The 17561-nt window shown below is 40.4% G+C and carries 20 protein-coding genes; 14 read left to right on the top strand and 6 right to left on the bottom strand.

Annotation, left to right across the window (positions count from 1 at the left end; translation table 11 throughout):
• Nucleotides 1-450: 450 nt before the first annotated feature.
• Nucleotides 451-1467, bottom strand: a complete 1017-nt coding sequence (locus FMM05_RS09950; protein ID WP_143373214.1) for a helix-turn-helix transcriptional regulator — start codon at nucleotides 1465-1467, stop codon at nucleotides 451-453.
• Between the two features lie 275 nt (nucleotides 1468-1742).
• Here FMM05_RS09950 and FMM05_RS09955 point away from each other — a divergent pair, with 275 nt between their 5' ends.
• The 3 genes from FMM05_RS09955 (at nucleotide 1743) to FMM05_RS09965 (ending at nucleotide 6549) form a co-directional block, all read left to right on the top strand.
• Complete coding sequence (locus FMM05_RS09955) at nucleotides 1743-3260, top strand: TROVE domain-containing protein (protein WP_143373215.1); 1518 nt, start codon at nucleotides 1743-1745, stop codon at nucleotides 3258-3260.
• Between the two features lie 1096 nt (nucleotides 3261-4356).
• Entirely contained in the window at nucleotides 4357-5781 is a 1425-nt protein-coding gene (locus FMM05_RS09960; protein ID WP_143373216.1) for an RtcB family protein, read from the top strand.
• A 138-nt stretch (nucleotides 5782-5919) separates the two neighbouring features.
• Nucleotides 5920-6549 carry a M15 family metallopeptidase gene (locus tag FMM05_RS09965; protein ID WP_143373217.1) on the top strand — a complete coding sequence of 210 codons (630 nt, stop codon included), beginning with the start codon at nucleotides 5920-5922 and terminating at the stop codon, nucleotides 6547-6549.
• On the opposite strand, the gene FMM05_RS09970 is transcribed toward FMM05_RS09965, so the two are convergent.
• Complete coding sequence (locus FMM05_RS09970) at nucleotides 6550-8079, bottom strand: T9SS type A sorting domain-containing protein (RefSeq protein WP_143373218.1); 1530 nt, start codon at nucleotides 8077-8079, stop codon at nucleotides 6550-6552. It lies immediately after the preceding gene.
• Nucleotides 8080-8269: 190 nt separating this feature from the next.
• On the opposite strand from FMM05_RS09970, the gene FMM05_RS09975 reads away from it, so the two are divergent.
• The 9 genes from FMM05_RS09975 (at nucleotide 8270) to FMM05_RS10015 (ending at nucleotide 14302) form a co-directional block, all read left to right on the top strand.
• Nucleotides 8270-9046: a 3'-5' exonuclease gene (locus FMM05_RS09975; RefSeq protein ID WP_143373219.1), complete on the top strand. Its 777-nt coding sequence runs from the start codon at nucleotides 8270-8272 to the stop codon at nucleotides 9044-9046.
• A gap of 17 nt (nucleotides 9047-9063) precedes the next feature.
• The gene (locus tag FMM05_RS09980) at nucleotides 9064-9675 is read left to right on the top strand and encodes a fumarylacetoacetate hydrolase family protein (protein ID WP_143373220.1); all 612 of its coding nucleotides are present in this window, start codon (nucleotides 9064-9066) and stop codon (nucleotides 9673-9675) included.
• The gene (locus tag FMM05_RS09985; RefSeq protein ID WP_143373221.1) at nucleotides 9675-10019 is read left to right on the top strand and encodes an Hpt domain-containing protein; all 345 of its coding nucleotides are present in this window, start codon (nucleotides 9675-9677) and stop codon (nucleotides 10017-10019) included. The genes FMM05_RS09980 and FMM05_RS09985 overlap by 1 nt, the downstream gene beginning before the upstream one ends.
• 2 nt (nucleotides 10020-10021) lie before the next feature.
• Nucleotides 10022-11269 (top strand): CinA family nicotinamide mononucleotide deamidase-related protein, encoded by a 1248-nt coding sequence (locus tag FMM05_RS09990; protein ID WP_143373222.1) that lies wholly within the window; start codon nucleotides 10022-10024, stop codon nucleotides 11267-11269.
• Between the two features lie 79 nt (nucleotides 11270-11348).
• Nucleotides 11349-11585, top strand: a complete 237-nt coding sequence (gene rpmB, locus FMM05_RS09995) for a 50S ribosomal protein L28 (protein ID WP_026993041.1) — start codon at nucleotides 11349-11351, stop codon at nucleotides 11583-11585.
• A 26-nt stretch (nucleotides 11586-11611) separates the two neighbouring features.
• On the top strand, nucleotides 11612-11794 hold the full coding sequence (gene rpmG, locus FMM05_RS10000) for a 50S ribosomal protein L33 (RefSeq protein ID WP_011963553.1): 183 nt from the start codon (nucleotides 11612-11614) through the stop codon (nucleotides 11792-11794).
• A gap of 9 nt (nucleotides 11795-11803) precedes the next feature.
• Nucleotides 11804-11956: a DUF4295 domain-containing protein gene (locus tag FMM05_RS10005; protein ID WP_143373223.1), complete on the top strand. Its 153-nt coding sequence runs from the start codon at nucleotides 11804-11806 to the stop codon at nucleotides 11954-11956.
• A 102-nt stretch (nucleotides 11957-12058) separates the two neighbouring features.
• Nucleotides 12059-13012, top strand: a complete 954-nt coding sequence (ftsY, locus tag FMM05_RS10010) for a signal recognition particle-docking protein FtsY (protein ID WP_143373224.1) — start codon at nucleotides 12059-12061, stop codon at nucleotides 13010-13012.
• Between the two features lie 42 nt (nucleotides 13013-13054).
• Nucleotides 13055-14302, top strand: coding sequence for a hypothetical protein (locus FMM05_RS10015; protein WP_143373225.1), 1248 nt, complete (start codon nucleotides 13055-13057; stop codon nucleotides 14300-14302).
• Between the two features lie 316 nt (nucleotides 14303-14618).
• Here FMM05_RS10015 and FMM05_RS10020 read toward each other — a convergent pair whose 3' ends face one another.
• Nucleotides 14619-15698: a serine hydrolase domain-containing protein gene (locus FMM05_RS10020; protein ID WP_143373226.1), complete on the bottom strand. Its 1080-nt coding sequence runs from the start codon at nucleotides 15696-15698 to the stop codon at nucleotides 14619-14621.
• 95 nt (nucleotides 15699-15793) lie between these two features.
• On the opposite strand from FMM05_RS10020, the gene FMM05_RS10025 reads away from it, so the two are divergent.
• Nucleotides 15794-16213, top strand: a complete 420-nt coding sequence (locus FMM05_RS10025) for a lipocalin family protein (RefSeq protein ID WP_143373227.1) — start codon at nucleotides 15794-15796, stop codon at nucleotides 16211-16213.
• A complete protein-coding gene (locus tag FMM05_RS10030) occupies nucleotides 16213-16509 on the top strand; it encodes a DUF721 domain-containing protein (RefSeq protein WP_143373228.1) in 297 nt (98 codons plus the stop codon). The genes FMM05_RS10025 and FMM05_RS10030 overlap by 1 nt, the downstream gene beginning before the upstream one ends.
• Before the next feature lie 54 nt (nucleotides 16510-16563).
• Here the strand turns inward: FMM05_RS10030 and FMM05_RS10035 are convergent, their stop codons facing one another.
• Genes FMM05_RS10035 through FMM05_RS10045 form a run of 3 tightly spaced genes read right to left on the bottom strand, consistent with a single transcriptional unit; the run spans nucleotide 16564 to nucleotide 17549 of the window.
• Nucleotides 16564-16983: a nucleoside-diphosphate kinase gene (locus FMM05_RS10035; RefSeq protein ID WP_143373229.1), complete on the bottom strand. Its 420-nt coding sequence runs from the start codon at nucleotides 16981-16983 to the stop codon at nucleotides 16564-16566.
• Between the two features lie 46 nt (nucleotides 16984-17029).
• Complete coding sequence (locus FMM05_RS10040; RefSeq protein WP_143373230.1) at nucleotides 17030-17326, bottom strand: type II toxin-antitoxin system RelE/ParE family toxin; 297 nt, start codon at nucleotides 17324-17326, stop codon at nucleotides 17030-17032.
• On the bottom strand, nucleotides 17316-17549 hold the full coding sequence (locus tag FMM05_RS10045; RefSeq protein WP_143373231.1) for a hypothetical protein: 234 nt from the start codon (nucleotides 17547-17549) through the stop codon (nucleotides 17316-17318). Before FMM05_RS10045 ends, FMM05_RS10040 begins: the two co-directional genes overlap by 11 nt.
• Between the last annotated feature and the right edge of the window lie 12 nt (nucleotides 17550-17561).

Consider the following 17561-nt stretch of genomic DNA (forward strand, 5'->3'; position numbering starts at 1 on the left):
GGCTGCGGTTTAAAATTCGCAGGGTTTAAATAGATTATTGCCGTCGGATGGCTGTATCATAAAGCAGGCGCAATAGCATACGCCAATTAGTAATGGTTATCATATAATTTAGTTTATGTTACTTTGGGGAGGGGGAGATACATTACTAACATGTGTATTTAGTATTACCCTACAAACATAAGCTTGATAACCGTTAAAAAGTATTATGCAAAACCGTAAATAAAGCGACTATTGGTGATAATAATAGCGACATTTAGATATAATTAAGGTTTATTTGTTTGATATACAGCGTTTTGTTTTTTGTAAAGCTTTTGTGATTAAAAAGATCATAAATTGTAAAGAATCAACTAAATAATTAACTGCATGTAAATTGAAAAGTCAACTACATGGTTATTGTTGAAACAGTGTTAAGGCACTGACTTTTTTTATATTTAGCTAATTTTTTCAATTTTATTCTACCTGGTACTGTTTAGCGGCATCCTGCAGGCGTTTTTGTATGCGCGATTTAAGGTTTCGGGGCGAAAGCACCTTTACGCATTCGCCAAAACCAAGTATTTCTTTTTCCAGTTCAAAATTAAGCACCACATCTATACGTACTATAGCACCGTTCTCATTTTCGTTTATTAACTGTTGCGAGTGGTGCAGGGGTTTGGTAAGCACATAGGGCGCATGCACTTTATCAAAATGCAACAGCACTTTTTGACCGCGATCCCTTTGGGATTTTGTAACGCCTATCAGATCGTTAAAATAACGGTCAAAATCTATCCCGGTATATTCTACAAACAGTTCTTTACCCAATGCATGAAATTCAATTATCCTATCTAATGCAAGCGTTATAAGGTGCGTACTTGTTTTGCATTTAGTGACTAAAAACCAGCGGTTGCGGTGCTCCTTTAATAAATAAGGGTAGTAAATTTCTTTACTTGGCTTTGTTGCCCTAAACGACTGGTATTCTATAAGCAGCGGTGTTTTGTTAAGTATGGCCTGGTACAGCGGGTTTATATGCTCTATACCTTTAAGGTTCTTATTGTCATCAAACTGAATGTAGTTTTTGCTTTTGTGTACGGTCTTATTCACATTATTTTCCAGTTTGGCAATAAGGTCGCTCATTTCGTCAAAATAATTAAAACCGTTAAGTTGCTTAAGCACACTCACAATTTCGCGCATCTTATCCATATCGGCACTGTTAACCGGCGATTTGGTAATGCTATACGCAGGGTCTTCGTAGCTGTAAAACTTACGGTCGGTCACCGTGATGGGAGCGTTATAACCCAGGCGGTCGCTGCGCATAATCTGCAGGTCGGCCTGTACGGTACGGCGGCTTACACCTGTTGTAATGCCTTCGTATTCGTATAGCGCGTTCGATACTTTTTCTATTAAATCTTCCAGGCTCCATTTTCTAAAGCGGTTTTTAAGGCAGTCGTCTATGGTTTTATAGCGCAGCAGCGCAAGCTTGTTGGTGGACATTAGTGCAGGTTTAAGCGTTGTATTGGTTTTGATGCCTTCCAAAAATACTAAAAATGCTTTTACTGCGCAATGTAGCTGCGTACTTGCGTCATTTAAAATTTAAAATTTATCATTTAAAAATTTAAGTTGCTGTAATTCAAATATGATAAAAATATTTTCAATTTATTTTTTGCTGCGCAATTGGGCTGCGCAGTAGTGTGGCCATCTTTGCAATGTCAGGATGAGACAGCAGTTGCTATCCTGTAAAGCAAGTATAAACTATAAACATTTGTATCATGAAATTCAATTTTTTAAGCAAACTGAACAACGTTACCCAAAATTATGAGGGAGCTAAAGCTTATAAAATAACTCCCGAGCTTGAGTTGTATACCGCAGTGGTTACCACGGGACTGAATGACTCGTTTTACGAAGCGGGCGATACCAGGCTGGAACGTATTAAAACGCTTATAGCAAAATGCGACCCGGAGTTTGTTGCTAAACTTGCAGTATATGTACGTACCCGTATGCACCTGCGCTCTGTACCAATGGTACTGGCGGTAGAGCTGGCAAAAGCAGCATCGGGTACATCGGCGGTAAGCAAAACCGTTGCAAATGTAATACAAAGAGCCGATGAAATATGCGAACTTTTAGCTTACTACCAATTGGCAAATGCCCGTACCGGCGTTAAAAAGCTAAACAGGTTGTCTAAGCAGGTACAAAAAGGCCTTGCGGTATCTTTTAATAAATTTGATGAGTACCAGTTTGCCAAATACAACCGTGTTACCGATGTTAAGCTGCGTGATGCCCTGTTTTTAGTACATCCAAAAGCGAAGGACGATAACCAGCAGGCATTATTCAACAAAATAGCGTCTGATACCCTCGCAACACCTTACACTTGGGAAACCGAACTATCTCAACTTGGCCAGCTTAAATATGAAAGCCCTGCCGCAAAGGCAGCTGCTTTTAAGGCCAAATGGGAAGAGCTGATAGAAAGCAAAAAAGTTGGCTATATGGCGCTTATGCGCAACCTGCGTAACATATTAGACGCGAATGTATCTTTTGCACACGTTGAAATGGTATGCGAATATATTGCCAACCCGGCTGCGGTTGCAGCGTCTAAGCAATTGCCTTTCAGGTTTCTTTCGGCTTATCGCGAAATTAAAGGCCATACCTCTGGTTTAGCATCTATGGTTTTGGATGCACTGGAAGATGCCGTTATGCATAGCGCAAAAAACATCCAAGGCTTTAGTTATGAAACGTCGGTTGTTATAGCGTGCGATGTATCGGGCTCAATGCAACAGCCGATTTCTAAAAAAAGTACCGTGCAGTTGTATGATGTTGGCCTTATGCTGGGCATGCTTATGCAGAGCCGGTGCAAAAATGTAATAAGCGGAATGTTTGGCAATACATGGAAGATAATCAACATGCCTAAGCGTAATGTGCTGGCTAATGTAATGGAATACTATAAAAGAGAGGGTGAGGTGGGTTATGCCACTAACGGCTATCTTGTTGTAGAAGACCTCATACTTAGAAAGCAGATAGTTGATAAAGTAATGCTGTTTACCGATTTGCAGTTGTATAACAACAACATGCATGGCCATAGTTTTGAGGTGTACTGGAAACGTTACAAAGGCATAGCGCCAAACGCTAAATTGTATTTATTTGACCTTGCCGGCCATGGTAAAATGCCGCTTGATGTCCGTCGAAACGATGTGTATTTGATAGCCGGCTGGAGTGACAAGATTTTCGATATACTCGATTCTGTAGATAATGCAGGCAACGCAATCGAGAAAATAAACGCGATAGAACTATAGATCATGGAACGCGAATAAACGCTGATTTTTCCTATGAGTGTAGTTGCCCCTCTCCTTTGGAGAGGGGTTGGGGTGAGGCCAATATACGTATAAATTTAAGAAGCAAGTGCCGTAAATAAGGGTTACTTCGGCTTCTGGGTCGCGGGTTCGATTCCTGCCATATGCTGCTGTTTTACAGAGCAGGTATGTAGCTCAGTTGGTTAGAGCAAGAAAAAATACCTTTTTTTAATCTGTATTGCCTTGCTTTAAAAAATAACAATGGGTTTGCTCCCGTAGCCGCTTGGATGTTGCGGGGGCCATCGTCTAAGGATTTAAGAAAGTGGCCAGTATTCAGTCGCAGTGTTCAGTGCCATATGTACTTAAGACTGTCAACTAAAAAACTAAAATACTAAAAGGATGCCGTAGGTATGGGTTACTTCGTTGACACAATAGGGGAGGAATAGCGCAGTCGTAAATCCGGCAAGGCTATCCGGTTCGATTCCGGCGCCAACACGCCCCACAATCCCATGCCGCATTTTGCTCCTTTAAACAATATAAAAAAATAAGATGCCGTTTGTAAGCGTTACTTCGTCCGGCTGAGTATTATGGGTTAAACCTCGTATACGCAGGTTCGAATCCTGCAAGTATCAAAGCGCTTACTGCCATTGCTCTTGTAATAAGAGTGCCGTTTGTAGTGTGTTACTTCGTCTCCAAATGAAAATTAACCGTACACCACACCCATTGCCTCTTTTTATTAAAATATAATGAATAGGCAAACAGCCTTTAAATAATGAACAAAAATTAAGATGCCGTTTGATAAGCGTTACTTCGTTTGGTTGAGTGGGGAAACCCATGATTAGGTTCGAGTCCTAAAGTAAAAAACCGTTTATCAGCCATTGATCTTTCTATAAAGAGTGCCGTTTGTAGTGTGTTACTTCGTCTCCAAATGAAAATTACCTCACACTACACCCATTGCCTTTTTTACTAAAATAATGCACTTTACAAGTGTAGCTGCTCCCCCTCTCATATGGAGAGGGGTTAGGGGTAAGGATTATTTTTAAAAATTAATTAACTCAGTTAAAAATATAAAATACTAATTTGTAATACAATAAAAGCCATGAAAATGCCAGTAACAGGAAACGACCTATTATCTATAGGATATACCAAAAGCAACATACTGAGCATCGCCCTAAAGCTGGCCAATTCGGCCTTCAGCACCCAGGATAAGGATGCCGTGGTGGCGCTGTTTAAAAAACTAAAAGACTATCCTGAGAACTTTTTAGATGATGAAGTGCTGGAGCCGTTAGCTACCGCCATGATAGAAGAAGCTAATACCCCAAAAGATGAGGTTATCAGTTTAATTGATGCCCCTAAAGAATACGCTGTTTTCGGCGAAAGCCATATAGAGCCGGGCGCCAAAGCCCAAATGGATGTAGCCATGAAACTGCCGGTTACCGTTGCCGGAGCATTAATGCCCGATGCCCACCAGGGTTACGGATTACCGATTGGCGGGGTGCTGGCTACAAAAAATGCGATTATTCCGTACGGGGTGGGAGTAGATATTGGCTGCCGTATGGCACTATCGGTTTATGATATTCCGGAGAGCCATTTTTATGAGAACGAAGCCAGGTATAAACGTGAACTTATTGCCCATACTAAATTTGGTGCGGGCCACGGCTACCACGGTCAGCATAAGGCCGATCATAGTGTGCTGGATAGCGCCGACTTTAACCTGAACCCTTTTATTAAGAACCTGCACGATAAGGCATGGTCGCAACTGGGTACATCGGGCGGGGGTAACCACTTTGTGGAGTTTGGTATCATAGAATTTGATGCTACCGATGAGGCGCTTAAAATACAAAAAGGGCGATACCTTGCGTTGCTAACACATTCCGGGTCGCGTGGTTTTGGTGCCACTATTGCCGGGCATTACACCCGCATTGCCAAAGATTTGTGCAAGCTGCCTAAAGAGGCTGCAAACCTTGCCTATCTCGACCTTAACAGCCAGGAAGGGCAGGAGTACTGGATAGCCATGAACCTTGCAGGCGATTATGCATCGGCATGCCACCAGGTTATTCATGATAAAATGGCGAAAGCCATTGGCGCACAGGTGCTGACTAAAGTGGAAAACCACCATAACTTTGCCTGGAAAGAAATTTTAGATGGCGAAGAGGTTATTGTGCACCGTAAAGGCGCTACCCCGGCAGGTAAAGGCGTTATGGGTATTATTCCGGGTAGTATGACGGCCCCCGGATTTTTAGTGCGTGGCAGGGGAGAAACTGCCGCAATTAACAGTGCCTCGCATGGCGCAGGAAGGCAAATGAGCCGTACACAGGCCATAAAAAATATAACCAAAGCCGATATGAAACAGGTGCTTAAAGACCACGGTGTGAGCCTTATTGGCGCCGGCCGCGATGAAGCACCTATGGCCTACAAGGATATTAATATGGTAATGGCTGCCCAAACCGACCTGGTTGATGTTGTGGCTAAATTTACGCCTAAAATTGTACGCATGGCCGATGATGGGAGCAGGGAAGATTAAATAGTTGTCTATTTATAAGACACGAATTTCACTAATTAGCACGAATTCAATTTGTGAAAATTTGTGGAATTCGTGTCGTTTATTTTCATTTAAAGCTAAACCACGTTTACTATATTTGTGTTGTAAGCACATTACCATATGAAATTTAATTACGTCTTAATACTCTTTTTTCTGTTTTTCTTCAACACCTTTTCCGCTCAAACTAAGGTAAGCCCTGAATATATTGCGGTAGAATGGAGCGAAATACAATTTGATTCGCTTGCTATAGTTAATCGTATGGCTTACGCAGATACGGCTAATTTTATGCACGAAAAAATATATCCTTGTGCGCGGTGCTATCTTCGCCAGGAAGTGGCTGAGGCTCTGCTTGAGGCTAACGAAATTGCTAAAGACAAAGGTGTTACTCTTGTAATTTACGACTGCTATCGCCCGTACAGTTACCAGTTTAAAATGTACGAAATTGTAAACAATCCCACTTATGTTGCCAAGCCCGGCAAAGGCTCTAACCACAACCGTGGTGCTGCTATAGATCTTTCCCTTATGGATGAAAACGGCCAACTGCTGGATATGGGAGGCGCTTTTGACGATTTTTCCGCCATCTCTAATTATGCTGCCGAGGGGCTAAGTAAAGAAGCGCGTAAAAACCGCAGGCTGCTGCGCAGGATAATGACGCGCGCCGGTTTTAAGCCCTACGATGGTGAGTGGTGGCATTTTGATTACAAACAAAAACGCTACGAAACATCTGATTTTAGGTGGGATTGCCTGTAATTATTCCTTTACTACTTTTATATTGGCTGCACCCTTAGTGTTAACAATCTTAAGCAGGTAAAGGCCGCTTTGCAGTGTGCTAAGATTAATTTGATTTGCTTCAGGATTGGTAACCGTATACAGTAATTTTCCTGATATATCATACACTTCCGCTTTAGTAATGGCTTCTCCGGTAATATATAGTATGTCTTTTACCGGATTAGGATAAAAATCTAACGTTGATTTAGTAACCTGCGTTGTAGTAAGCGAACTGCCGGCAATAAATTGTAAAACAGCAGGTTTAGGTTGGCCGTCGGTGCTGCAGGCGTAGGAATTGGTTGCAATTGTAATATGGTCTTCCTCAATAAGCGTTCGGTACGTGGCGGTTAAAACCGAAAGGTCATTAGGGTTTGTTATAAGACCGTCAATGCCAAAAGAGGTGTCAAGCTGGCCGTTCTCGGTAATTCTCATCACAAATATTTTATCAGACCCAGGGTTAGTATATTGGTCAGTTCCGGTTAGTGTTAAGTAGCCACCGGTTTTATTAATGGCCCATATGCTGTAGCCGGCCAGTTCATCATTATATAAAAAGGTGCCGTTATTGCCAAAAGACGTATCGGGCTGCCCGTTAAGGTTTAGTTTGGTAACAAACAAGGTTTGGTTGGGTCCGGATATGCCTGTAGTACCGGCAAGGTAAATACTGTTGTTGTCGCTATAAAGCACATTAGGTAGTGTAGAAATGTTGTTTACCGTGTTGTAATAAATATATCCGTCTGTGCCAAAATCAGTATCTATAGCGGCCTCATCAAGGTCGTATTGTACAATGTGCGAAGAGAAATTTTCTTCGGTATACTGGTCTATAAGAACCGTTAATTTGCCAGTCTCAGGAGCATACAGTGCTGATTTTGTGTAGGTATTTATATCAATATTAAAAACAATCACACCATCATCACCGAAGGCTGAAATAATGTTTCCGTTAAGGTCGTATTTTGTAATGTAGAGATATTGCTGCGGATTATTTTCATTGGTAGAATCATTTCTAAATACAAGGAAAATTTCATTGTTAATGATCTCCGCCATTAGTATATTCAGGTAATCGGGCCAGTCCAGGTTTACGTACCCGTTATTACCAAAAGAAGCAATTGGGTTACCGTTAAGGTCGGTCATTACCATAAAGTTATGTTCCGGCAAATAGCCGGTATTGGCTACCATAAGCAGGTTGTTATTGGGTGTTGTTTTTATAAAGGCGTTTGTATTATCATAAATTGCACCCGCAGCCGATGTAAGATCAAGCTGAACATAGCCGTTGGTGCCAAAAGAGGGGTCAATTTGCCCGGTTTCGCTTAGTTTAATCAGTGCATGGTTGGTAAAACTGGTAAGCCCGTAAAACGTATTATCTACCTTAATAATATCGCCCATAATAAAGGTTTCCCCGGGCACATCTATACAGGCAGCGCCATTGTTTCCAAATTCGGTATTTAAAAATTCAGTCTGCGCAAATCCCAGTGTGCTGCAAAGCAGTGCTGATAGTAATGTAATTTTATAGTTCATAATAGTAAGGTTGATTGTTGATTATAAAGTAAATATATAATAATATTTGTAACTTTTTAAGATGTATGATAATGTATCCTGCTAATTATTAACCTAAATATAATCATATAAAACAAAAGGTTTCTAAATAATCTAAAATTGGGGGCATTATGCTTTTTCCACTTATATTTGTACTTATAGAAACATGATTATGGAACTTAAGCTGCACAGGCCTATCTGCTTTTTCGACCTCGAAACTACAGGTACCGATATATGTAAAGACCGCATTGTAGAGATATCAATACTAAAGGTATTCCCTAATGGCAATAAAGAAAGCAAAACATGGCTGGTAAACCCCGAGAGGCCCATACCGGTGCAAACCATTGCTTTTCATGGCATAACCGATGAAAAAGTGGCTAATGAGCCTACTTTTAAACAGCTGTCGCATCAAATTTATAATATGATAAAGGATGCCGATCTGGGAGGTTATAACTCTGACCGTTTTGATATTCCGCTACTGGCCGAAGAGCTGCTGCGTGCGGGTCTGGACTTTGATATGAAAAACCGCGTATCGGTAGATGTGCAGACTATTTTTCATAAAAAAGAAGAGCGTACCCTTAGTGCCGCTTATAAGTTTTACTGTGGGCTGACTTTAGAGAATGCCCATACCGCTGCCGCAGATACTGCCGCTACCTATGAGATATTAAAGTCGCAGTTAGACCGTTACGGAGACCTTGAGAACGATATGAAAGCATTATCGGAATTCACCACCCGTAAAAAATCGGTTGATTTTGCCGGCTTCATCGCGCTTGATGAAAACGGGGAAGAAATATTTACCTTCGGCAAGCACAAGGGCGCTAAAGTTGATAAAGTATTAGAGCAGGAACCAGGCTACTATGGCTGGATACAGAATGCTGATTTTCCGTTATATACTAAAAAAGTGCTAACGGCTATCAAACTCAGGAAATTAAATAATAAATTGGTATAATAATACCATAGGTACGTATGAAGATTATTTGCATTGGCAGAAATTATGTGGACCATATTGCAGAGTTGCAAAACGAAAGGCCAACCGAGCCTGTTATTTTTTTAAAGCCCGATACGGCGCTGCTGCAAAAGCAGTTTCCGTTTGTTATACCGGAGTTTAGCAGCGATGTGCACCACGAGATAGAAATTGTGGTAAAAATTAATAAAGTAGGCAAGTACATAGATGCCAAATTTGCACACAAGTATTATGATGAGGTTACCGTGGGTATCGATTTCACAGCGCGTGACGTTCAGGCAAAGCTGAAGGAAAAAGGCCTTCCTTGGGAAAAAGCCAAGGCGTTTGACGGATCGGCCGTATTGGGTGATTTTGTGCCTAAAACCGAGTTTGCATCGTTAGATAAGGTAAATTTTGAGCTTACGAATAATGGCACACCAGTACAGGTAGGCAATACAGAGCAGATGCTCTGGAAGATAGACGAGCTTATTGCAGCGGCATCGCAGTACTTTACACTTAAAACCGGCGATGTTATTTATACAGGCACCCCTCAGGGTGTGGCAAAAGTTAACCCCGGCGATGTGCTGGAGGGTTTTTTAGAAGGAAAAAAATTATTTAAGGTACAGGTAAAATAATGGCTTTAAACTACAATTTATCTAAAGTGTATGCTATATCCGACAATGATGTGGATTTTGCAAAGCAAATAGTGGTGCTTTTTACAGAGGAAGTTCCGCCGGAGATATTAAACATCCGCGAAGGGCTTAAAGCTAAAGACCACAACAGGGTGTATCATGCTGCACATAAAATTAAGCCTACGCTGGATTTGCTTGGTATGGACCTTGCCTATGATGATGTGCTTACTATAGAGAACTGGAGCAGGGCAGAGGGCAAAAAGAAAGAAATTAAAGATGTGGTTAAAAGCCTTAGGCATCTTGTAAAGCTTACACTTAAGGAACTTAAAAAAGACTATCAGTTATAATTATGAAAGCAGCTATTGTTACTGTAGGCGATGAGATACTTATTGGCCAGATAACCGATACCAACTCCGGGTATATTGCCAAAGCGCTTGATAAGATAGGTATAGAAGTTTTTGAAATGCTGTCTATAAGTGATGACAGGCTGCACATACTGCACACGCTTGCCTTTTTGCAAAACCGGGTAGATGTTGTAATTATTACCGGTGGCCTGGGCCCAACTAAAGATGATATTACCAAAACCACTCTTTGCGAGTATTTTGATGACCACCTGGTGGTTAACCCTGTGGTTGAGGCGCATGTAATAAACCTTATAGAAAAAGCCCTGCAAAGGCCGGCTTCGCAAATAAATAAAGACCAGGCACTTGTGCCGTCTAAGGCTACCGTACTGCACAATGCTGTGGGTACAGCCCCGGGTATGTGGCTAAAACGCGCCGATACGGTTTTTGTATCCTTACCGGGAGTGCCTTACGAAATGAAATACCTTGTAGATAATGAGGTTATCCCAAAACTCATTGCAGAGTACAACAGGCCTTTTATCATCCATAAAACGATAATGACCTACGGGCAGGGTGAAAGCCTCGTAGCAGAGCGCATAGAAGCCTGGGAGACCGACTTACCTGACTTTATAAGGCTGGCTTACCTGCCAAGTCCCGGTAAAGTGAGGCTAAGGTTAAGCGGCCGCGGTACCGATGAGGCTGTTTTGCGCAGCAGGATAGAATTTGAGGCGGAAAAATTAAAAAATATTATTGGCGATATAATTGTTGGGTTTGACGAAGGCGAAACCATAGAGGTGGTGCTGGGAAGGCTGCTTACCAAAAAAGGTAAAACCATTGCTGCGGCAGAGAGTTGCACCGGCGGTAAGATAGCCCAGATGATAACCAGCGTGCCAGGATCATCGGCGTATTTTAAGGGCAGTGCGGTAACGTATGCCACCAGTGCCAAGATAAATGTTTTAAAGGTACAAAGCCAGCTTATAGATGTTTACAGTGTAGTAAGCGCTAAAGTTGCCGAAAGCATGGCTAAAAATGCAAGAGAGCTTTTTAATACCGATTATGCTGTGGCCACCACCGGAAATGCGGGTCCGCACAAGGGCGATTCACCAGCCGAGGTAGGCACCGTTTTTATAGCTATTGCCACACCAAAGGGTGTGTTTAGCCAAAAGTTTGAGATGGGGCAGCCCCGCGAAAAGGTAATCGACAGGGCGTCAGGCAAAGCGCTGGAAATAATTTATCAGGAAATTTTAAAAAACTAATAAATTGTGTTTGCGTAATACTTTTATTTTTTGTTTCTTTGCACCCTGATTTTGAATAACGATATAAAAGCGAGAAATAATGTCAAGAGTTTGTGCCCTTACCGGTAAAAAAGCGATGGTTGGAAATAATGTTTCCCACGCAATGAACAAAACTAAACGTAAGTTTAGTGTGAACTTAGTGAAGAAGCGTTTTTATCTTCCTGAAGAAGACAGGTGGATCACTCTTAGGGTAGCGGCTTCTACTATCAAGACAATTAACAAAAATGGTATAGCTGCTGTTTTAAAACAGGCTAAAGCTAACGGGTTTATTAAATAATCCTTACCAAATAAATATATAGCACAATGGCAAAGAAAGGTAATAGAATCCAGGTAATTTTAGAGTGTACCGAGCATAAAGCTTCTGGCGTAGCCGGAACTTCAAGGTACATTACTACTAAGAACAAAAAAAACACTCCGGACAGGTTAGAAATTAAGAAATTCAACCCGGTTCTTAAGAGAGTGACTGTACATAAAGAAATTAAATAATAAAGAGTCATGGCAAAGAAAACCGTAGCATCGTTACAAACGTCTTCTAAGAGGTTAACTAAAGCAATCAAAATGGTAAAATCGCCTAAAACAGGTGCTTATACTTTTGTTGAAAGCGTTATGACTCCGGAAGAAGTGGATACTTTCCTTAAAAAGAAATAATTATCCTTACATTATATAAAAAAGCTACTTTCAGATAAAGAAAGTAGCTTTTTTATTTTTTACATTTACCATCGGGAAAAAACAAAGGCTATTTAAATACGTATGAATTTCTTTAAAAAAATATTTTCTTCCGAAAAGAAAGAAACCCTTGATAAGGGGCTTGAGAAAACCAAAACATCGTTTTTCTCTAAACTATCCAAAGCCGTTGCCGGAAAATCTAAAGTAGATGATGAGGTTCTTGATAACCTTGAAGAAATACTTGTAGCGTCAGACGTTGGCGTAAACACCACCCTAAAAATAATAGAGCGCATAGAGGCACGCGTGGCTCAGGATAAATATCTGGGTACCGATGAGCTTAATGGTATTTTGCGCGAAGAAATTGCAGGGCTGTTATCAGAAACCCACTCTGGCGAAGCTACAGAATTTGAAGTTCCTGCAACTAAAAAACCGTATGTTTTAATGGTAGTTGGGGTTAATGGTGTGGGTAAAACTACTACCATTGGCAAATTGGCTTACCAGTTTAAAAAAGCGGGGCACAATGTGGTGCTTGGTGCAGCCGATACCTTTAGGGCAGCGGCTATAGACCAGCTGCAAATTTGGGCTGACAGGGTAGGTGTGCCTATTGTAAGGCAGCAAATGGGCAGCGACCCTGCGTCGGTAGCATTTGATACACTACAAAGTGCCGTGAGCCAAAATGCCGATGTTGTTATTATAGATACCGCAGGCCGCCTTCATAACAAAGTAAATTTAATGAACGAGCTTACCAAGGTAAAGCGCGTTATGCAAAAAGTGATAGACGATGCCCCACACGATGTATTATTAGTGTTGGATGGCTCTACCGGCCAGAACGCTTTTGAGCAGGCCAAGCAGTTTACCGCGGCTACAGAGGTTACCAGCCTTGCCGTTACCAAGCTTGATGGTACTGCAAAGGGTGGCGTGGTAATAGGAATATCAGACCAGTTTAAAATTCCGGTTAAATATATAGGCGTGGGCGAAGGCATAGAAGACCTGCAGGTATTTAACAAATACGAATTTGTAGACTCCTTTTTTAAATAGCATGAACCAAAACAAACATAATTATATCCCCAGATCACCAAAATGAGAAAACTTTCCTTACTGTTTTTTTTACTTTTTGCTACTATCCTATACGCACAGGACTCTCAAAGCGGTTATTATATAACTAATGGCGGACAACGTGTAGAAGGCCAGTTTTTAGAAACCAATTACTTAGATGTTTCTACTCTTAAATTTAAAACCGAATCGGGTAAAAATTTTGAATCTCTTGATATAGAAAATATTAAGGAATTTGGAGTTGGTGAAGATTATAAAGCTGTAAAACATACCGTGCAAATTGATGCTACTGACGCAAGTCAGGGTCAGGTTAGTGCTAATAAGGATGCCACGTGGAAAAAACAAACTATTTTACTTAATGTTTTAGTAGAGGGTGATGCTATTCTATATTCTTATACAAGTGGTAAAGGTACCAAGTACTTTTATAAGGTAGATGGTAAGCAAATGGAGCCCGAGCAGCTTTTGTACAGAAAATATATGGCCGGTAATTTAGCCACTGCCGAAAATAATAAATACAGGCAACAATTGTATAACGATCTTAATTGTACCGGTACTAACGATATGAATAAGTTCTTAAAAATAGCTTATTCAAAGAAAGATCTTGCCCCACTGTTTGAAGAGTATAATAAATGTAAAAAATCGGCTAATAAAGTTTACGACAACAATTCGGGAAAAAGGACTAAAGTTTTTTACAGTGTTTTTGCGGGGCTTTATAACGGCAAATTTAACATTGATGGAATAGCTAATAAAGTTGAGGATGATAAATATTTTACAGTTACTGCTGGTGGCGAAATTTTAGCTTTATTACCATCAGGAAAAATTGGTTTTTTTCTTAAAGCTGAATATGAAAGTTTAAATTCAGAACTTGTAAGTGTTTACAAAAGCCCTTATGGTGGAGTTACACAAACCACTACCACATATGTTGCTAAAGGAAGCTTGTTTAATTTTCACCTTGGGCCAAGATATTACTATAACATAAACGACAAAAATAAAGTATATTTAGATGGTGCGGTGGTATTTACACTACCAACAGCAGATTTAGATCAAAGGGCTCAAGTATCAAATAATACAGACACATATGATTCTGTTAATCTTTACAAAGTTGATTTTGGCTCTACTATGTCATTTAATTTTGGTGTTGGTTATACATTAAACAATAAATTTTCTTTAGAGGCAAGGGTTAATACAAGCAGGGATTTGTTCTCAGGATATGATTATACCCTTAAAACTAAATCAACTTTAATGGGACTTAATTTAAAATATACCATAAACTAAAATAACATGGAGAAAAGGGGTAAAGCTATATTTGCTATCCTCATGGTTATCTTTTGTACAATACAAATTATTATCCTTGCAGCAAATTATGCAAAAAGTATTGCAAGCATTGGCACAAACCCATTAATACCACAGTCTCTTATTATTTATGTAAGGAATTTTACCCTTTTAATGGGCAGTGGTTATTTAACGGTTGCATTATTTAATATTTTTTACCTCATTAAGAAAAGATATTTTATCCCGGTTTGCAGTATATCTGTAGCCGGGATATTTTTATTGCGTTTTTTTATAGTAGAAATACACCATTGGTTTATGCTTAATTAATAACAGCGTTTATCTTTACCCACAAGGCCTCATCAAAGCCTGATAGTGCCCAGTTTTCTTCGTCGGCAGCTTCGCCCATACGAATTACAACCATATTTTTTGAGGGTATCACATAAATTTTCTGGTCGTTTTTGCCTAATGCCATAAACATATCTGCCGGTGCAGATGGTACAAGGCTACCGTTAAACTGTAACTGTGTTTGCGGCAGGTGGTAGCTACCTTTACCGTTAAGCCACCACAAATAGCCATAACTCTTATTTATATTTTGTGATGTGGTTGTCATTTCGTTAAAATAGGTCTCATTTATAATCTGCTCATTATTCCATTTACCTTTGTTAAGTGCCAATAATCCGAAACGAGCCATGCTGCGGGTGGTGCTCCAGTACACGCTTAAATCGTCTCCGGTACCGGTATTTGTCCATGCACCTGTCATTCCAATTTTGTTTTTAAGGCTTGTGTTAAAGTAGCTTTCCCAGGTTTGCCCAGTAGCCTGGGCAACAACATCCTGTAATTTTACATAAACATTGTGGTACGCCCAGCGCGTACCGGCATCGGCCACATAGGTTAAGTTTTCGGGCGAAACATCATCTCCGGCAGCATCATTAAGTCCGCTGGTCATGGTAAGCAAATGGCGGCAGGTAATAAGGTTTTCCTTAGCTGCGGGAGCACTTGTCCACCCCGTTCCTAAATAATCCGATACTTTATTGTTGATGTTTAAGAATCCATCCTGCTGTGCAATTCCGGTTACGGTAGCAGTAAGTGTTTTACCTGCACTGGCCCAGTACCAGGGCGTAGTGGTGCTGTGGCCATTAAAATATTCTTCCATCACAATGCGCCCATTAACCAGTATAATGAATGATTTAGAGTGTTTTTCTTCCAAAAAATTAAGCAGGTTGGGTACTGCGGCTTCATTCCACTCAAGCGTACTTATATCTTTAGTTTCCCAAACATTGCTGCCGTTGTCAGGAAAATACATTGCTTCTTCAACAGGCGTATCTACAGGGGTTTCGCTATCCGAACCGCAGGCAGTCAGCATATTTATAAATATAAAGGTCAGGAATAACTTTTTCATTGTTAAAATTTGGAATCTAAAGTTACAAAATCTTTTGGTAGGCGCTATTTTTTGCGGGCTTTAATAACTAAATTTGTCCTTAGAATATTTTACTTATGAAACATTTTTTGTTAGTGCTCCTGGCGTCTTTTACACTGCTTTCATGTGGTGGTGGCGTTAGTAGCGATGATATTGCTAAGTTAAACGGTTACTGGGAGATAGCCAGCGTAAACATGCCCGATGGTTCTGAAAAAAACTATAAAGTTAATCCTACCATCGACTTTTTTAAGGTGGAAGGCAAGGCGGGTTTCCGCAAAAAGGTAATGCCGCAGTACGACGGCAGCTATAGGGTAAATGACCTTTCGGAAAAATTTACCATATCCGAAAAAGATGGAAAGACTTTTGTGAATTATGCTACCCAATATGCAAAATGGCAGGAAGAATTATTGGAGCTTAATGATGATGAACTGGTGGTTAAAAACCAGCATGGTATAGAATACCACTACAAGAAACCGGTACCTTTTACAGTAAAATAATGGCAAAACGGCTCAATGATAACAACTCTTTAAGCGATGTGCTTAAACATATTATGGAATCTAACAACCTGCAAAAGGGGTTAGATAAGATTGATGTGCGCGAAGCGTGGAAAAACCTTATGGGTAATGGTGTAAACAATTACACCCGCGAGATCATGCTTAAAAACGGTACGCTGTATGTAGAGCTTACATCGGCCGTTTTAAGGGAAGAGCTGAGCTATGGCCGCGAAAAGATAGTGAAGATGATTAACGAAGATCTTGGCCGCGAAGTGGTTACTACCGTTGTACTACGATAAACAAAAATGCCGCTATAAAGCGGCATTTTTTATATGATCTTGTTTGTAAGATTCTTAGAACTGCTCCCTGCCGGAAAAATGGAAAGCACCTTCTAAAGCTGCATTCTCATCGCTGTCAGATCCGTGAACGGCATTTTCGCCTACAGATGTAGCATATTTTTTACGGATAGTGCCTTCGGCAGCATCAGCAGGGTTTGTAGCGCCTATAAGAGCCCTGAAATCCTCAACAGCGTTGTCTTTTTCAAGTATTGCAGCCACGATAGGGCCACGAGACATAAATTCTACAAGTTCGCCATAAAAAGGCCTTTCGCTGTGTACTGCATAAAATGCTTTAGCATCAGCTACAGTAAGTTGCGTTAATTTTAAAGATACGATCCTGAAGCCAGCATCGGTAATCATTGCTAAAATCCCACCGATATGCCCTTTTTCAACTGCATCCGGCTTAATCATGGTAAATGTCCTGTTTGTTGCCATTGTAATTTTAAATTTTTTGCAAAAGTAGGAGTTTTATATTAATTACTTAATATTTCTTTGGTTTTTGTCCCGGATTTTTCGAGGTGTTGAAGACAGCATGTATAATTACATTTTCTTCGTGTATATCATAAATTATAATAAATGGAAATTTTTTAAGAACACATTCCCTTAAAGGACGGCGCTTAACCGGAAACAGATAAGGATTTGTAATTATGTATTTCACCGTAGCAGCAAAGTCTTCGTAGAAACGATTGCCCAAACCGGGCTGCTTTTCATTATACCAATCCATGCTTTCCCAAATATCTATTTTTGCCGATAAAAGTATATCAAGCTTAAAACCCATATTTCTTTTTGATTTCAGTATCAAACTCTTCAAAGGAAATAGCCGATGACGGATTTTTAAGATACTCTTCCCGTCGTTCCATCACAATGGCATACTGCTCATCTGTCATCAGGGACGAACTACCATTTTCAGCCAGGATTTCGCTTATCCTGTCTAAAATATAGGGGTTATCTACCTTATCTATCTCATTTTTAAGCCTGTTTTTCTCTTCTGTAATATTCATGGCATAACAATT

It is taken from the genome of Flavobacterium zepuense (genome assembly GCF_007097145.1).
Classification (GTDB): domain Bacteria; phylum Bacteroidota; class Bacteroidia; order Flavobacteriales; family Flavobacteriaceae; genus Flavobacterium; species Flavobacterium zepuense.

Excerpts from the sequence above, each read along its gene's own strand:
- FMM05_RS10020 (WP_143373226.1), bottom strand. The coding sequence starts at position 15,698 with ATGAAAAAGTTATTCCTGACCTTTATATTTATAAATATGCTGACTGCC.
- rpmG (WP_011963553.1), top strand. The coding sequence starts at position 11,612 with ATGGCAAAGAAAGGTAATAGAATCCAGGTAATTTTAGAGTGTACCGAG.
- FMM05_RS09965 (WP_143373217.1), top strand. The coding sequence starts at position 5,920 with ATGAAATTTAATTACGTCTTAATACTCTTTTTTCTGTTTTTCTTCAAC.
- FMM05_RS10015 (WP_143373225.1), top strand. The coding sequence starts at position 13,055 with ATGAGAAAACTTTCCTTACTGTTTTTTTTACTTTTTGCTACTATCCTA.
- FMM05_RS09975 (WP_143373219.1), top strand. The coding sequence starts at position 8,270 with ATGGAACTTAAGCTGCACAGGCCTATCTGCTTTTTCGACCTCGAAACT.
- FMM05_RS09985 (WP_143373221.1), top strand. The coding sequence starts at position 9,675 with ATGGCTTTAAACTACAATTTATCTAAAGTGTATGCTATATCCGACAAT.
- FMM05_RS10045 (WP_143373231.1), bottom strand. The coding sequence starts at position 17,549 with ATGAATATTACAGAAGAGAAAAACAGGCTTAAAAATGAGATAGATAAG.
- FMM05_RS10030 (WP_143373228.1), top strand. The coding sequence starts at position 16,213 with ATGGCAAAACGGCTCAATGATAACAACTCTTTAAGCGATGTGCTTAAA.
- FMM05_RS09970 (WP_143373218.1), bottom strand. The coding sequence starts at position 8,079 with ATGAACTATAAAATTACATTACTATCAGCACTGCTTTGCAGCACACTG.
- FMM05_RS09955 (WP_143373215.1), top strand. The coding sequence starts at position 1,743 with ATGAAATTCAATTTTTTAAGCAAACTGAACAACGTTACCCAAAATTAT.
- FMM05_RS10040 (WP_143373230.1), bottom strand. The coding sequence starts at position 17,326 with ATGGGTTTTAAGCTTGATATACTTTTATCGGCAAAAATAGATATTTGG.
- FMM05_RS09950 (WP_143373214.1), bottom strand. The coding sequence starts at position 1,467 with ATGTCCACCAACAAGCTTGCGCTGCTGCGCTATAAAACCATAGACGAC.
- FMM05_RS10025 (WP_143373227.1), top strand. The coding sequence starts at position 15,794 with ATGAAACATTTTTTGTTAGTGCTCCTGGCGTCTTTTACACTGCTTTCA.
- rpmB (WP_026993041.1), top strand. The coding sequence starts at position 11,349 with ATGTCAAGAGTTTGTGCCCTTACCGGTAAAAAAGCGATGGTTGGAAAT.
- FMM05_RS10035 (WP_143373229.1), bottom strand. The coding sequence starts at position 16,983 with ATGGCAACAAACAGGACATTTACCATGATTAAGCCGGATGCAGTTGAA.
- ftsY (WP_143373224.1), top strand. The coding sequence starts at position 12,059 with ATGAATTTCTTTAAAAAAATATTTTCTTCCGAAAAGAAAGAAACCCTT.
- FMM05_RS10005 (WP_143373223.1), top strand. The coding sequence starts at position 11,804 with ATGGCAAAGAAAACCGTAGCATCGTTACAAACGTCTTCTAAGAGGTTA.
- FMM05_RS09990 (WP_143373222.1), top strand. The coding sequence starts at position 10,022 with ATGAAAGCAGCTATTGTTACTGTAGGCGATGAGATACTTATTGGCCAG.
- FMM05_RS09960 (WP_143373216.1), top strand. The coding sequence starts at position 4,357 with ATGAAAATGCCAGTAACAGGAAACGACCTATTATCTATAGGATATACC.
- FMM05_RS09980 (WP_143373220.1), top strand. The coding sequence starts at position 9,064 with ATGAAGATTATTTGCATTGGCAGAAATTATGTGGACCATATTGCAGAG.